At 37.6% G+C, this 16,521-nt stretch carries 11 protein-coding genes and 1 riboswitch; of the genes, 3 read left to right on the plus strand and 8 right to left on the minus strand.

Annotation, left to right across the window (positions count from 1 at the left end; genetic code table 11):
• The first annotated feature begins 59 nt into the window (after nt 1-59).
• On the plus strand, nt 60-737 hold the full coding sequence (locus ACXACQ_RS21780) for a hypothetical protein (protein ID WP_474978118.1): 678 nt from the start codon (nt 60-62) through the stop codon (nt 735-737).
• 116 nt (nt 738-853) lie between these two features.
• Here the strand turns inward: ACXACQ_RS21780 and ACXACQ_RS21785 are convergent, their stop codons facing one another.
• The 8 genes from ACXACQ_RS21785 to ACXACQ_RS21820 all read right to left on the minus strand — a co-directional run bounded on the left by ACXACQ_RS21785 (nt 854) and on the right by ACXACQ_RS21820 (nt 11,436).
• Nucleotides 854-2,023, minus strand: a complete 1,170-nt coding sequence (locus tag ACXACQ_RS21785; protein ID WP_474978119.1) for an efflux RND transporter periplasmic adaptor subunit — start codon at nt 2,021-2,023, stop codon at nt 854-856.
• Between the two features lies 1 nt (nt 2,024).
• Nucleotides 2,025-6,368 carry a CusA/CzcA family heavy metal efflux RND transporter gene (locus ACXACQ_RS21790; RefSeq protein ID WP_474978120.1) on the minus strand — a complete coding sequence of 1,448 codons (4,344 nt, stop codon included), beginning with the start codon at nt 6,366-6,368 and terminating at the stop codon, nt 2,025-2,027.
• 112 nt (nt 6,369-6,480) lie between these two features.
• The gene (locus ACXACQ_RS21795) at nt 6,481-6,807 is read right to left on the minus strand and encodes a DUF6660 family protein (RefSeq protein WP_474978121.1); all 327 of its coding nucleotides are present in this window, start codon (nt 6,805-6,807) and stop codon (nt 6,481-6,483) included.
• An 82-nt stretch (nt 6,808-6,889) separates the two neighbouring features.
• On the minus strand, nt 6,890-7,300 hold the full coding sequence (locus ACXACQ_RS21800) for a nuclear transport factor 2 family protein (protein WP_474978122.1): 411 nt from the start codon (nt 7,298-7,300) through the stop codon (nt 6,890-6,892).
• Nucleotide 7,301: 1 nt separating this feature from the next.
• Nucleotides 7,302-7,835, minus strand: coding sequence for a TetR/AcrR family transcriptional regulator (locus ACXACQ_RS21805; protein ID WP_474978123.1), 534 nt, complete (start codon nt 7,833-7,835; stop codon nt 7,302-7,304).
• A 142-nt stretch (nt 7,836-7,977) separates the two neighbouring features.
• Nucleotides 7,978-8,730 carry an SDR family NAD(P)-dependent oxidoreductase gene (locus ACXACQ_RS21810; protein WP_474978124.1) on the minus strand — a complete coding sequence of 251 codons (753 nt, stop codon included), beginning with the start codon at nt 8,728-8,730 and terminating at the stop codon, nt 7,978-7,980.
• 130 nt (nt 8,731-8,860) lie between these two features.
• Nucleotides 8,861-9,133 carry an ArsR/SmtB family transcription factor gene (locus ACXACQ_RS21815; protein WP_474978125.1) on the minus strand — a complete coding sequence of 91 codons (273 nt, stop codon included), beginning with the start codon at nt 9,131-9,133 and terminating at the stop codon, nt 8,861-8,863.
• Between the two features lie 995 nt (nt 9,134-10,128).
• Nucleotides 10,129-11,436 carry a voltage-gated chloride channel family protein gene (locus tag ACXACQ_RS21820; protein ID WP_474978126.1) on the minus strand — a complete coding sequence of 436 codons (1,308 nt, stop codon included), beginning with the start codon at nt 11,434-11,436 and terminating at the stop codon, nt 10,129-10,131.
• 38 nt (nt 11,437-11,474) lie between these two features.
• Nucleotides 11,475-11,538: riboswitch (Fluoride riboswitch) on the minus strand.
• Nucleotides 11,539-11,696: 158 nt separating this feature from the next.
• Here ACXACQ_RS21820 and ACXACQ_RS21825 point away from each other — a divergent pair.
• Nucleotides 11,697-13,202 (plus strand): serine hydrolase domain-containing protein, encoded by a 1,506-nt coding sequence (locus ACXACQ_RS21825; protein ID WP_474978127.1) that lies wholly within the window; start codon nt 11,697-11,699, stop codon nt 13,200-13,202.
• A gap of 310 nt (nt 13,203-13,512) precedes the next feature.
• The gene (locus ACXACQ_RS21830; protein WP_474978128.1) at nt 13,513-16,467 is read left to right on the plus strand and encodes a BspA family leucine-rich repeat surface protein; all 2,955 of its coding nucleotides are present in this window, start codon (nt 13,513-13,515) and stop codon (nt 16,465-16,467) included.
• Nucleotides 16,468-16,521: the final 54 nt, after the last annotated feature.

Below are 16,521 nucleotides of genomic sequence, written 5' to 3' on the forward strand. Positions count from 1 at the left end.
AGTACTCAACATAAATTGAGAACTCAAAAGAGACACGGTAAATAACAAAACTTACAAACATGAAAAATACCCTTTCATTAATTTACATTTTCCTTTTTTATGCAGCCTGCACCTCTAAAGAAAATAAGAATATATCTACCATAAAAATCAATAGCAAACCGGATACTCTTTACTACGAAACAGGTAATATAAAAACAATTGCTTCACATCTTGATTCAGGAATTCAGGAAAATTTAGATTTTTTTGACACTGGCAGTCTTCAACTTCAGTTCAAATCCACTTCCAAAAAAATTAATGGGGTAAGTCACTACATAACACTATTAGAGTATGATAGCTTGGGCAACTTAATCTCCAACCACAATTATATCAATAGAACAGTTCTAATTGAAAAATCAGCTGACTCCATTTCAATAGGTGATACAATAAGAATTAAAGTGTCTTTAGCAAATCAGAAATATCAATTTAATAGAGCCTATACAGGAAATATAGATCCGGATAGAGGAATTATAAGTACGGATAGTCTTGTCCATTTTATGGGAAATAATAATAGTGTAACTCTGTCTTATGTAGGTAATCATATAGGACAAAATATTATCAAAGGTCATTTAGTAAATTTTGACATCAAACCTGTTGGGAATTCAGTTCATGTGGGCATGAGGGGCTCTGAAATTGGAGATATTATCTACTTTGAATCTTCATATTACGTTACAGAGAAAACAAATGAGAGCAATCAATAAATGAATTAATCCCATGATTCAGCGTTTTCAATTTTACTATAAACCTACTGAGCAGGATACTCTTAATGTTGATTTAACAACAAAAGCCCGATTACTCGGGCTTTTGTTGTATTAAATTAATGATGATGTTCACCTTCTGATTTTGTCATCTCAGCAAGTAGGTAGTAGGCTTTATTTTGGACCACTGGCTGATTCCAATCCATTGCAACTGGGCTTTGAACTTCCACCCAGCCATCAGCTTCAATCCCCTTGGTTATCTCCCTTTTCTCAAACACATACTCCTCTCCTTCGTTAGTCAGTTGAAATATATAATACTTATCACCATCTGCCACCACAGCATCTTCAGGCAATGCCCTTACCCGCTGCTCTCCTACCAACACATATCCCTTCACATACATTCCTGGAATCAAAAGACCTTCTTTATTTTCAATTTCGGCATGAATATGCACCGCCTTGGGCCCTTGCTCAAATGTTTTACCCACTGCATAAACCTCTGCCTTTAGCTCTACATCTGGCGCACTTTCAACCCTAAACCTTACCCTCTGCCCTTTTTTAACCTTATGGACATCTTTTTCAAAAACCATCAAATCGGCATGTATATGTTCATTATTCACTATAGAAAACATCTCATATTGAGGTTCTACATACTGCCCTGTTTTCACCTTAACCTTCTTCACAAACCCTTCAATAGGACTTATAACCGGCACCATTTCATACACTTCACCCACTTTCAACTTCTGTAATCCAAGTCCTACCATTTTTAACTGAGAAGCCAGCCCATTCACCATACCTTTGGTTGAAGCCAATGATGATTTTATCTGCTGTAATTCCTTGCCAGACCCCACTTCAGACTCGTACAAAACCTTTTTCCTTTCGTATTCTTGCTCTAAGAAAATGAGTTCATTGTATGCTTTAATATAATCAGTTTGAAGATTTATTAATTCAGGATGCTTCACCCAAGCCAAAACCTGACCTTTTTCAACTTTATCCCCTTCAATAACATTGATTTTAGACACATTAGCACCAATCACAGCGGTAACAGAGGCTTCATTTTGAGGCGGCACTTCTAGCTCTCCATTTGCAGTAACCATTCCCGCCATTGCTCTTAGACCTACGGTATCTAACTTCACACCCAAGACCTTCAACTGCTGTAAGGTTAAGTGAATTTGATGATCATCAACACTGGCTTCTGTATGTTCATGATCTTCTTTTGCCTGTTTTTGATCACATGAAAATAAGCATGACGCTATCATCAATACTATATTTATTTTATATATCAATTTCATATTAATTGTCTTTTGAGTCTAATGGAGTTAAAAAGAAAAGTAGCTGGTATTTCGCCACCAAAGCATCTTGAAGGGCATCCGCTGCCTCAAATTCGGTTTCAAAAGCATCATTTATTATCTGCACAAAACTTAGGTAGTCTAACTCCCCAGAATTATATGCCTGCAACGCTCCATTTTGCTGCTGCCTGGCCACTTCCAGCGCATTTTCATCATAATATTGCCAAGCATTAAAATATTTGAAGTATTCCTTTTTCTTCAACTCCAGCTCAGCACCTAACTGTATTTGCCACTGTTCTACCTCTGCCGTATTCATTAAACTATTAATTTTAGCAGCCTGAAGCTCTCCCACATCCTTAGAAAAAAACAATGGAATATTGACACCCACCTGAAATGAACGATAGCCAGAAACATCATTCACCTTTTGCCATGCAAACTGACCATTAAGCTTTGGTAAAAATTGTGCCTTCGCTACATTAACCTCTTTATCCGCAACAGCAGCCTCCTGCTCCTTAATACTTATTATGGGATGATTTTCAATACCCATCCCTTCTACATTAATCAATAAAGCGGGATTAACATTATTAAAATCGACATTATAAATTGTATCTGACACCAGCCATTTATTAAATTGTATTAAGGCCATCTGCAAGTCAGCAGCTGCTTCATTTTTGTTTATTTGAAGCTTTTTATACTGATTTTGGGCTGTCAGCCATTCTAACTTACTCGTCTCTTCAGTATCAAAGCGAATTTTAGCTGCCTTCTCAAATCGCCCATAGATAGAATCGAGCTGAATATAAATTTCATAAGTGCGTCCCCTGCCTACAAGATGAGCATAAGCCAATTCCAGTTGCTGTAGTAATTCCAACTTGGTCAGTTGCAACTCCTCTTCAGCTAACGTTACCTTTTCCAATTGTAATTTTTTCTTGGCTGCTACTCCAAAAACATCAATCTGCTGCTGCTGAAGCCCAACAATAGTTTTTACCCCAGCACCATCTTTTAGCTCCTCTCCTCCGGTATACACTTGTGTTCTTCCTAAATCCCATGCTGTTTTTTTCAACTGCTCTTGCCTATGAATATTCAATTCTGATATTCTTTTAGAAGGATAATTCGCCAAACATTTCTGCTGAGCCTCCTCCAATGAGATGACAGGCAGCTGTTGAATCTGTTGCGCATACAATGCATTACCTGAGAAAATAACCAACAAAAGTACAACCACTGCAGCCTTCCCTAATTTAAGCCCCCCACTTCTCAACTCTACTTTTTTATACAAAACAGGTAAAACAAACAGCGTAAGCATAGTAGAGGTAGCCAACCCTCCAATAACCACTGTGGCTAGCGGTCGCTGCACCTCTGCTCCAGATGAAGAGGAAATAGCCATGGGCAAAAAGCCCAAAATATCAGTAAGGGCGGTCAGCAAGATAGGTCTTATCCTCCTTACACTTCCTTCAATTACTCTACGGTCAACATTTTCTTCACCCTCCTCTTTCAGTTCATTAAAACCATTTATCAGCACTAAACCATTAAGCACAGCCACGCCAAATAGCACTATAAATCCTACCCCCGCAGAAATGCTGAAGGGCATACCTCGAAGCCATAAAGAAACTACACCACCTACAGCCGCAAGTGGAATAGCCATATATATCATTAATGTTTGTGTAAAGGATTTGAGAGCAAAAAAGATAAGGATAAAAATGAGTCCCAAAGCAATGGGCACCACTACTTTTAGGCGTTTTGAAGCCCGTTCCAAATTCTCGAATGCCCCTCCATAGCGCACATAATACCCCGGAGGAAGCTGCAGCTCATTCTTTAACTTTTGCTGTATTTCCCTCACCAAGCTCTCTACATCTCTACCTCGTACATTGATCCCTACATTTACCCTGCGTGAGGTGTTATCACGACTGATCTGCATCGGGCCAGATTTATAACTTATTTCGGCTATTTCATTGAGAGGTATTTGCGCTCCATTTTTTGTAGTAACATAGAGTTGTTTTAAATCTCTAATATTCCCCCTATTGCTGTTATTAAGCCTCAACACCACATCAAATCTGCGTTCTCCTTCAAAAATAACTCCTGCCTTACTACCTGCAAATGCTGTCTGAATCAGTGAATTGACGTCACTAATATTTAACCCATATTGAGCTAATTTATCTCGCTGATAATTAACTGTAATCTGTGGCAAGCCAGAAGTAGCCTCCACACGCATATCTGCTACACCATCAATTCCACTAACAATACTACCTATCTGCTGTGCCTTTGAACTCAGCACCTGCAAATCATCTCCAAATAACTTAATGGCTACATCCTCCCTAACACCCGTGAGCAGTTCATTAAACCTCATTTCAATAGGCTGGGTAAACTCAAAACTTAGCCCAGCAACCATAGAAATCTTCTCCTTCATTAAGTCAATCAACTCTTCCTTATTGTCAGTGGTAGTCCACTCTTCACGAGGTTTTAATATCACGAAACAGTCTCCTATATCCATAGGCATTGGGTCTGTAGGCACATCTGCCACACCAAATCGAGTCATGGCGTGTTCTATTTCCGGAAAATTTTCTAACAAGATCTGCTCTACCTGAGTAGAAGCTTGCAAAGACTCTGACAAAGAACTGCCGGGCTTTAATATAACGTGAAAAGCGACATCTCCCTCATCTAATTGTGGAATGAACTCGCCACCTAATCTCGAAAAAAGAAAAACTGCTACCGCCATGAAGACTATTGAAACACCAGCTATCCATTTAAACTTATTTAGTACCGCTATTAATGCATGGTGATATTTTTTCTCTAACCATTTCACCACCTTATCACCCCAACTCTGTTTTTCAGTAGCCTTGGCTCTAATAAAAAAAGATGACATCATAGGCACATAAGTCAGGCACAGTACCATAGCTCCTATTATGGCAAAGCTAAAGGTCAGTGCCATTGGCTTAAACATCTTACCTTCTACGCCTTGTAGTGCTAATATTGGCAAGAACACAATAAGAATAATTAATTGCCCAAAAAAGGCTGAGTTCATCATGTTCTTGGAAGATGACATAGCAATCTCATCTCGCACATTTGCATTAATATTTCTTTTATTGATTTCTGAGTGGAGCATAAAAACCACACTTTCTACTATAATGACAGCTCCATCAACAATAATCCCGAAGTCAATGGCTCCAAGGCTCATCAGGTTAACCCATACACCAAAAGCATTCATCAAAATAAATGCAAACAATAAAGACAGCGGAATGGTAGAAGCCACAATTAAACCGCCTCGCCAGTTACCTAGAAATATAACCAATACAAAAATCACAATCAGCCCGCCTTCAATCAGGTTTTCGGCTATGGTACTTGTTACATCACTTACAAACTCGCTTCTGTCTAAAAATGGCTCTATAGAAACCCCCTCAGGTAAAGATTTTTCAATTTCTAAGACTCTTTCTTGCACTAACGCTATCACCTCACCGGCATTAGCACCTTTAAGCATAAGCACCATACCACCTACAGCCTCTCCTTGTCCATCTTTTGTAAATGCACCGTACCTAATATTAGCCCCAAAGCTAACTGTGGCAACATCTTTTATCCTAATTGGCAAACCATTGACTGATTTAATCACTATATCTTCCAAATCAGCTATATTTTTGGCCAACCCTTCTCCTCTAATAAAATTAGCTCTGTGATCCTTCTCTATATAGGCTCCACCTGTATTTTGATTATTAAGCGTTAGCGCTTCGTACACCTCTTCAATAGTAATGTCAATAGCTCTGAGCTCATCTGGTGACACCGCTACTTCATATTGCTTTATCTTACCACCAAATCCATTGATCTCTACTACACCGGGTATCATAGCCATTTGACGCTTAACAATCCAATCTTGCATGGTGCGCAAATCAGTAATGGAATAATCTCCCTTATGAGCCTTATCTACTTCAAGGGTATACTGGTAAATTTCACCTAAGCCTGTGGATATAGGCCCCATTTCAGGCTCACCAAACCCTTCGGGTATATCATCTTTTACATGGTTCAACTTCTCTGCCACCAATTGGCGCGGAAGATAAGTACCCATTTCATCGTCAAAAACTATGGTTACCACCGAGAGGCCAAACCTACTTACCGAACGTATTTCATTAACTCCCGGCAAATTAGCCATTGTCAACTCTACAGGGTAAGTAACAAACTGTTCGATATCTTCTGTACCTAAATTGGGAGCTTGCGTTATGATCTGCACCTGATTATTAGTAATATCTGGTTCAGCGTCAATAGGTACTTGAAACATGCTCCACACACCAGCTCCAATCATTGCTAGCGTTAATAAGCCGATGACAAGCTTATTCTTTATTGAAAACTCAATAAGATTGCTAATCATTAAAGTAATGTTTTACATAGCATATCTGTGTTTCTACATTATAGAAACTCATTTGCTATAGAATGAATAATTAATAAAATTGACCTTTAGAATTATAGGCCGAGGAAGGTTATTAATTATAGAATATGGGCGGCTTAATAGCTAAGGCTGACTCACCTTCAGGATAACTGGGAATATAACTCTGATATTGTTTTAATGGAGAAACTTCTAAAGAAGTCATTAACATATCAGGCATAAAAAAATGAACGTGGCAGCAATGACAAAAACAAAGGGGAGAACAAAGGTCTTCTCCTGCAGAATGATCATGTCCGAAATTACTGTCCTGCGCTACAAGGCATTCATATCCATCTTTACTGCCGGCATCCGCATGTGCATCAGCACACGGCATAAATATGAGCAGCAGGAAATAAACCCCTAATATGTAACACAAATTTTTCATTAGCATTACAAAGTTAGGGATTAAAATCATGCAATAGGAGTGCATACATGAATTAATTAAAATCCATGTATCTAAAACAAAACTAAAGCCTACGATCAGCCTCAGTTATAGCCAAGTCGTTAATACTTGCATATCTCTTAGCCATTAACCCGTTTTCATCAAACTCCCAATTCTCATTTCCATAAGAACGAAACCATTGACCTTCAGCATTATGCCATTCGTATTCGAACCGCACAGCTATCCGATTACCTCCAAAAGCCCAAAGTTCTTTTTTCAGTTTATAATCATGCTCTTTATTCCACTTGGCAGTCAGAAATTCTTGCACTTCGTCTCTACCATTAATAAATAAATCACGATTTCTCCACTCTGTATCCAGAGTATATGCTTGAGATACCTTAATTGGATCTTTGGTATTCCAAGCATCTTCAGCCATTTGCACTTTTTGGCGAGCTGTTTCCTCACTAAATGGAGGTAAAGGCATTTTTCTTTCCATATTAAATAATGTTATTCAGTAATTTGATAGCCTCATCTACGGGCCATTGTTTTTTAAAAAGCTGGCTTTCAATAAAGGCCGCTTCAAAAAGAAGATGAATATGAATTGCCTTTTCTGTAGGCAATAGGTCCTTAAAAAATAGCAGCAAATCGTGCTTATGTTGTTGAGCTTCTTTCAATATTTCCTGCTGTTCATGCCCTATTTCAGAAATGATATTAAAAAAACTACAGCCGTTGAAATGCTCTTCTTCATTTAATTTCTTAAGAAACTCAAAAGCCAAAATCACTTTAGTTCTATTGTCAGGCCCATTACTTATGAAACTCTCCAAAGCAGAAAACCAATAAGTATGCCTCTGTTGTAAATAGGCCACACATAAGCTTTCCTTTGATTTAAAATGATGATAAAAACTGGCCTTTGATACAGCCGCCTCTGCTATTATCTGATTAATGCCAGTAGAATTATAACCTTGAGCATGAAATAAGCTAGAAGCCGTTTCCATTATTCTATCACGTACTGATTTTTTCACTCCATCCATAAGACAAAAATGGCTAAATTAAAACGAACAGACAAGTCTGTTCATTTTAATTTACAAAAAAGCAGATAGAAAAATCTATCCGCTTTTAAGAGTGTAAATAAATAGGATCTATGTATTAACTATAGGAAAATTCAAATTTTCATTATGCAAAACCACCAGCCACTTTAATATCTTCACCTGAGATCCAAAACGACTCATCAGAAGCCAAAAAAACGGCCACCTTAGCCACATCATCAGGCTGACCTATTCTGCCCAGTGGAGTATTTTTAACCGATTCTGTTTCAAAATCAGAACCGATTATACCAATACCCTGGGTTCCTTCCGTTTCAATCATACCTGGAGAAATGGCATTTACTCTGATTTTCTGAGGCCCTAACTCCTGCGCCCATGAGGCTGTCAATGCATTTAGTGCCGCTTTAGTAGAACCATAAAGGCCACCAACCGGAAAAGCCTTACTACCAGCTACTGAGCTTACATTTATAATGCTACCTCCTTGCTCAGTAAAAAGTTTTAAACTTTCATTTGTAACCGATAAAGTCCCTAAAATATTAATATCATACTGCCACCTGTAATCTTCTTCAGTCGTATCTTTTAGGCTATTGAGCTTATAAACACCAGCATTATTTACTACTATATCAAGTTGCCCGTAAGCGTCTTTAGTCTGTGCTATTAAAAACTTAACTTCGTCTAAAATATTTACCCTGGCCTTTACGGCAATTGCCTCTCCCCCTTTAGATTGAATTTCGCCAACTACCTTATCAGCACCTTCTTTACTAGACGCATAATTAACGACCACTTTTGCTCCCGCTTCTGCTAAGCCTTTAGCAATGGAAGCCCCTATTCCCTTTGAAGCTCCTGTAACGAGAGCCACTTTATTTTGCAAATTGTTTTTCATTGTTTTTGAGATTTAAAATATCGATACATTGAAATATATCGATAGGTTGATATAAAAAATATATGTTTATCTCATATACGGGGACAAAGAAAACAAGTTATAGATATATCGAAATATGTTGATGTTTTTTTTATTCTTTGAATTGTTTCAGATAGTTAATATATGCTCCTAAAACTTCATGATCCACTCTGTACCTCATATTTCTACCTTCTTTTTCAGGAATAAGCAATTCTGCATCCACTAATTGCTTTACGTGGTGTGAAATAGAAGATTGCGCCAGGCCAAACAAATCGCACATTAAGGCACAGGGTAAAATATCTCTTTTTGTAACCTCTTCAAGAATTTTTAAACGATTAACATCACCTAGGGCCTTCGAAATTCTTTCTATCTTCTTTAATTCCATGACTATATAACGAAAAAACGGAGGTACAAAGTTACTACATAGAACATAAAAGGGGAAACAAACATTATTAAAGGAAAGGAAAATAAAGCAAGGGCCTCTGCAAACTGACCTTAAGCAGAGACCGCTCTTGCCACTCACTAATTGATTTATTTTTACAAACATTCTAACGTTAAAGAATGCCCATTTATTCGTTTTTAATAAAATTATCTTACAAACTGAAGGTATTAAAATCGATAAATTTATTTCTTATGTAAGATATTAGTTTGTCGTATTACAGTTTATTCTTTAACTCCTTTTACAGGTAACCCCATTTATCTCATTCATTTTAAATAAATTTCAAAAAATAAATAAAGATCTAATTACCAGTTATTTGTAAAGAAAAATAAAAACTCAATACTCGCTCTTCCCTTATATCATTATACTAATAATCAACCATCTTACTATAAGCTTTAATTAATAATGACAAGATGTTGATTAAAGCCTTACTTTTACTTATGAAATAATCAGGAGTATAATTTTATAAATTCTTTAAAATATCACCTTCCTGAGCCATAGTTATTTATACCAAAAGGTACAAAGTAACTTTATAAATTATCAAATAAGCATGGGTGAATCAGCCAGCTGACTACCAACTATTATCTTATAGTAACAATGACCTTAAACGTAAGAAGTACGATTAAAGTTTAATTTACGTAGATATACGTATAAAAAAAATGAATTATTGCATATTTCCACTTCCAGAAAAACAAATAATCGCCTATAAATCAATTCACTACAAAAGAGTTACATTGCCAATTTTCGGAAAAATAAAATTCTTTTTTTATTAACAATACCTCACCATTGCGTACATGAACCTTATCCGACTACACCCAAATGATATTACACTACAACACACCTGAGAAATTACAGCCTCAGGGATAAATATTAACCTATCAATCAGTGACAGATAGAGCGCATTACTCTGAAATGATATATCGTTTTCTCTTTACGATATATCAAGTTCTTTTATTCCTTCTAGATTTAATTTCGGATAGATGAAGGCCTTTCTCTCTCATAAAAAATGGGTGCTTAGGGCTTCCTACAATCTGAGAAGCGTAAACACCACTGTGCCCAGAAAACAAATAAGCGGTGCTGCAGGCAATGGCTATAAACACACCTGCTTCTATTCCAAAAAGTTCTATACCCATTACTGTACATGCAATAGGTGTATTGGTGGCTCCTGCAAAAACAGCCACAAACCCCATACCTGCCAACAAGCTCATAGGCAATGGAATAAACCATATGAGTACATTACCCAATGCCGCTCCTATATAAAATAAGGGAGTTACCTCTCCTCCTTTAAAACCGGCCCCAAGAGTAAATGATGTAAATAGCAATTTGGCCAAAAAATCATAAGAGTTTAAGTTAATGTTAAAAGCATCAACTATAGTTGGCAAGCCTAAGCCTATATATTTTGTATTACCTACCAAGTATATAGCTATAGCCAAGATCACACCTCCTACCACGGGGCGCAATGGAGGATAATTAATGTATCTCTTAAATAAATCTCCCCACATATGTGTAGCCTTTGAAAATAGCATGGCCACGATGCCAAATATTATCCCTGCTAACAATGCCCAAAGCAAATTGGCCGGGTTCATTTCTGCCACTTCATGAATATGATAATGTGTATGAGAAACATTCCATATTTTGCAAAAATAATCAGCCAAAACAGCGGCCATAAAACTAGGAATGATAGCCTCTAACCTAATACGACCTAATACCAATACCTCTAACGCAAAAATACCTCCTGCCAGCGGAGTGCCAAAAACAGAGGCAAATCCAGCACTTATACCAGCTATAATCACCACTCTTCGGTCACGTTTAGAAAGCTTAAAAACTTTTGTAAACCTATCTGCCACTGCCCCTCCTATTTGTACAGCAGTTCCTTCTCTACCGGCAGACCCGCCAAATAAGTGTGTCACCACAGTGCCAAACAATACTAATGGAGCCATTTTAAAAGGAATTATTTTTTTCGGAGAGTGAAATTCCTCAAGCAATAAGTTATTACCTTTCACTACACTATTGCCATATAAATGATATGACAAGCCTACAATAAAACCACCTACCGGTAGTAAAGCAATTATCCACAAATTCGCCTCTCGCCAGTCTGTTGCCCACTTTAAGCTAATTAAGAAAAATGCTGATATACTACCTGCCACCACGCCAATTAATGTACAAATAAGTACCCATTTCAGTAGATATAGCAATGCAGGAATCTGCTCCACTGAATTAAAAAGTCTTTTAAATTTATTGATTTTCATTCTGCCTTATAATAAATAAAATACTCTGGCCTAAGCCTTTACGATTAGAAGTCATCAGCTCTAGAAGAGCGGTTTAAGGCAGACCTCATTGCCAGAGATGGAGCAAATTTAATATTATATTTAGCTTAGCTGTATAATTAAAGGAAATAATTCCCTTTTGCATCGGCAAAAAGAAAATCCGCCTGCTGTTGCAACCTTATGGTTGTATTCTGCATCATATAATTATGAATCGAGGCCTTTACCAACCTTACGCCAGCTCAATGTTCAAGTATTTTCAAAAGTCGCTATTTAAACTACCCCTTCTCTCTATCTTATTATTACTTGGTACTTCAGGTTGCAATCTCACCCTAAACAAAACTGCTCCACATAAAGATTACTCTTTTCTGACTACCAACCTGATGCTTGAACTACAAATGAAGAAAAACAACTTGCCGGGCTTTAGCCTTGCAGTATTCGATGATTACAAAATAGTATACTCACATCAATGGGGCGTTAAGTCAACAGAAAACCAAGCTCCCCTCAATGATGACACCGCATTTTCAACAGCCTCTATGTCCAAGCCTGTAACCGCCTTACTATGCTTTTTATTAGATGAACAAAAACTTATAGACCTAGATGATCCTGTTGACAATTACCTCAAAAGATGGCACCTGCCTCCCTCTAAATTGATAGAAAACAACTCGCCAACATGGAAGCAATTTCTTAATCATACCGCTGGCACTTCGCAACATGGCTTTACTGATTATTATAAAGGAGACACTATACCTACTATTGTAGAAAGTTTAGAGGGAAAGCTACCCCGATATGGCAAAGAAATAGAATTTCTATTTACCCCTGGCACTGACTGGTCTTATAGCGGAGGTGGTTATGTCATTATTCAAATGGCGCTAGAAGATCATTTAGGAAAAACGCTAGCCGCCTTAGCTGAAGAGTACATATTTAAACCGCTGGAAATGCATAATACCACTATGCTACAGCCTCATGAAGTTAATTTTCCTTCCAATGTTGCATTAGTGCATAACGACAGTGCCAAGGTTATAAAAACAGGCTTGCCGATTTGCCCACAAGTAGCGGCATCTGGTATGTGGTCTACCCCGCTCGATCTTGCCAAACTTTGTATTGAATTTCAGAATGCACTAAGAAATAAGCACAATACCATCATATCTCACCAAATAGCTAAAGAAATGACTAAAACCTCCATTTTAAAAAATGCTGTAGGAGGCTGGGGGTACGGCTGGCAAAAATCATTTGGTTTTAGTAACTATCAGTGGTTTTCATCCAATGGATCTAACACTGGCGTAGGCGGAGATATTTATGCGACTACAACAGACGGCAGAGGATTTATCATGCTGGCTAACGGTGAAAAAAGCAACAGGTTTCCGGTAATAGATTATACCACCCATAAACTTCTTTCTATATTAAATTGGGATATAAAAACAGCAGACAGTAATACTTCCACTATTCCTGACTCATTGATATCATCATTACCCGGCATCTACAAAGATTTCCTATATGGCCTAGATTCTGACACCAAAATTTATGAGAAAAACCATAAGCTTTTTGTAGAATCACCTTTCTTCACCAGTTTCATGGGAAAAAACAGCAGTGAACTTATTTACCTGAAAAGTGGACAGTTCAAGCTCCTAGACTATCCCAATCTAATTACATTTAAATCTGTTGCCCCAGACTCTGCCAAAGTTACCCTCCAGAACAAAGACATTACATACACTTCAAATCTACAACGCAAATTAAACCCTTCAGAATAACCTAAGCACAAAACACACCTGCCACTATTAAGAAAAAATTAGCACTATTCTTTCCACTCTTTCAAGCAGCAACTCAAAATTTTAATAATATTAAATTTACAATACAAAATATCACTAATTTCATTAATTATTGATTTTTTTTACATAAATTGACTACACAAACACTCTAAACTAACGCCTATGTAACAAAAATCATCCCTCCAAAACTGTTGTCTGCCTTATTCTTAGGCCTCATGTCCTTGTGCAATGCCACTGCGCATTGAATCCTAACAACCTACACATCAAAATAGAATAGTTGACTTTAATTAAAATGAAAACATTATTTACTCTACTGACCGTATTGTGCCTTAACTACGCGCTCTACGCACAAAGTCCATTTGTTTCTACATGGAAAACTAACAATCCTGGAAAAAATAGCGACAATCAGATTACGATCCCCACCATAGGGGAAGGATACTTCTACTCAATTTACTGGGGTGATGGCTATAAAAATGAAGGTGTAACCGGTAGCATTACGCACACTTACTCGACTCCTGGAGAATATACCATTGCCATTTTAGGAAATTTTCCGAGAATATACTTCAAGGATACTATTAACAATGAAAAAATTATTAGCATAAAACAGTGGGGAGACATTGAATGGAAAAGTATGGAAAGTGCTTTCTATAAGTGCTACAACCTCACTATAGACGCACCCGATACACCTGACCTAAGACAAGTTTCCAATCTTGACTACATGTTTTACTACAACCGCAGCCTTAACCAGCCTTTGACTCACTGGGATGTAAGTCATGTTACTAGCATGAAAGGGACATTCTTCGGAGCCAGTAGCTTCAACCAGCCTATTAACAACTGGGATGTAAGCCAGGTAAAAATCATGAAAAATATGTTTTACCATGCTGATAACTTCAATCAGCCACTAAACCAATGGCAGGTAGGTAATGTAGAAGATTTTAGTTATATGTTTCGATTTGCCAGAAATTTCGATCAAAACATTAATAACTGGGATATTAGCTCAGCCAAAGACATTTCCCATATGTTTGACAACGCCAACGAGTACAATCAACCTTTAAATAAATGGGATGTAAGCCATGTAACTGACATGAGCTACCTGTTCCATAAAAACTTCAATTTCAATCAGGATCTTAGCAGTTGGGATGTTTCTAAGGTAGTATCAATGGATCATATGTTTTTCCTTGCTTATCATTTTAACCAAGACATATCGGGCTGGGACATCTCCAACGTTACCACTACAAAACTAATGTTCCGCTCGGCATTAAAATTCGATCAAGATCTAAGCAAATGGAACACCAGCAAAGTCACCGATATGGCCGGTATGCTCTATGGTGCGGAAAGCTTTGACCAAGACATCAGCTCATGGGATGTAAGCAATGTCAGCAGTATGAAAAATATGCTAATGGGCACAGCACTTTCTCCTTTTAATTATGATAATGCACTAATAAGCTGGTCTCAGCAGGAGGTTCAACAAGGCGTAGAGCTTGACGCCTCGCTTTATTATTGTCAGAGTTCATCTGCACGCAATAAACTAAAGCATAATTTCAACTGGGACATCATCGACAAAGGGTCTAACTGCAGTGAAGAGTTCATTACTACATGGAAAACTAATAATAGCGGCAGATCTGGCAACAAAGAGATATTTATCACCACTAAAGGCAGCGGATACGACTACCTTATCAACTGGGGTGACGGATCCTTTGACACTCACGTTACAGGAAACATACAGCACAACTACAATACACCAGGCACATACTCCATTGCTATCAGTGGAGATTTCCCGCGCCTTTACATACAAGATAGTGGAGATAATGAAAAGCTTTTATCAATAGATCAGTGGGGAGCGATAAAATGGACCAGCATGGAAAATGCCTTTTACGAATGCTACAACCTCACTATTAACGCAACCGATGCTCCTGATTTAAGCGAAGTAACCAATATGGATTACATGTTTTATTTCAATCGCAATCTTAATCAGCCTCTAGACCATTGGGATGTAAGCCATGTTACCAGCATGAAAGGGCTATTCTACGGGGCTAGCCTCTTTAACCAACCACTCAATAGCTGGGATGTAAGCAAGGTAACAAACATGAAAAACATGTTTTATCACGCTGATAACTTCAATCAGCCTCTCAATAACTGGTCGTTATATAGTGCCGAAGACTTAAGTTATATGTTCCGATTTGCTCGAGACTTCAATGGCGATATTACTGGCTGGGATGTCAGTACTGCAAATAATATGACACACATGTTTGACAATGCCAATAAGTTTAACCAGCCCATTGGCGGTTGGGACGTAAGCAATGTAAATGACATGAGCTATATGTTTCATAAGAACTTCAATTTCAATCAGCCTATCGGCAATTGGGACGTAAGCAATGTAAAAACGATGGATCATATGTTTTTCTTAGCTTACAATTTTAACCAAGACATATCCTCTTGGGATGTATCTCAGGTTACCGACATGAAATTAATGTTTCGCTCTACATTGAAGTTTAATCAGGACATTAGTGAGTGGGACATGAGTAATGTTACCACTACCGAAGGCATGTTTTATGATGCAATCAGCTTTAACCAAGACCTTTCTAATTGGGATTTGAGCAATGTCACTAGCACAAAATTCATGTTTTACCATGCAGTGGCATTTAACCAAGATGTAAGCCAATGGAACGTAAGCCAAGTAAATGATATGTCTAGTATGTTTTTAGAAGCATCTAACTTTAATCAAAGTTTGGCCAACTGGGACATAAGCAATACTTATGACATGAATAACATGCTCGACAACGCCTCTCTCTCTACAGAAAATTATGATGCTACTTTAATGGGATGGGCGCAACTTGAAGTGAGACCTGATGTTACATTAAGTGTGTCATCGAGCTACTGCAATGCTATAGATGCACACAATAAACTAGTGAATGATTTCGGATGGACAATAAACGACTTAGGCACAGGATGTCAGGTAATTAAATTACCAAACCCTACTAATCGCCTAGCAGCTGATAACGTAAGCGAAAATACACTAACGGGCAGTATTCTCCCCTACCCTAATCCGGTTAGCTCCATACTTAATGTAAACAATAAAGAAGATGCCAATATTTACATTAAAGACATGCACGGAAGATCTGTAGGCGAAACATACAGCGGTACCGATGTTAAAATAGACTTCAGTAACTTGGCTAATGGCACTTATTTTATTACTATACAAAGTGCCAAAGGCTATCAAACCAGTAAAATAATAAAGACAAATTAACTTTTATATTCATCAAATTAAATAATGGAGGGGGTTGTGGCCCCCTTCATTATT

This window comes from Fulvivirga sp. AWR4_260 (assembly GCF_056158185.1).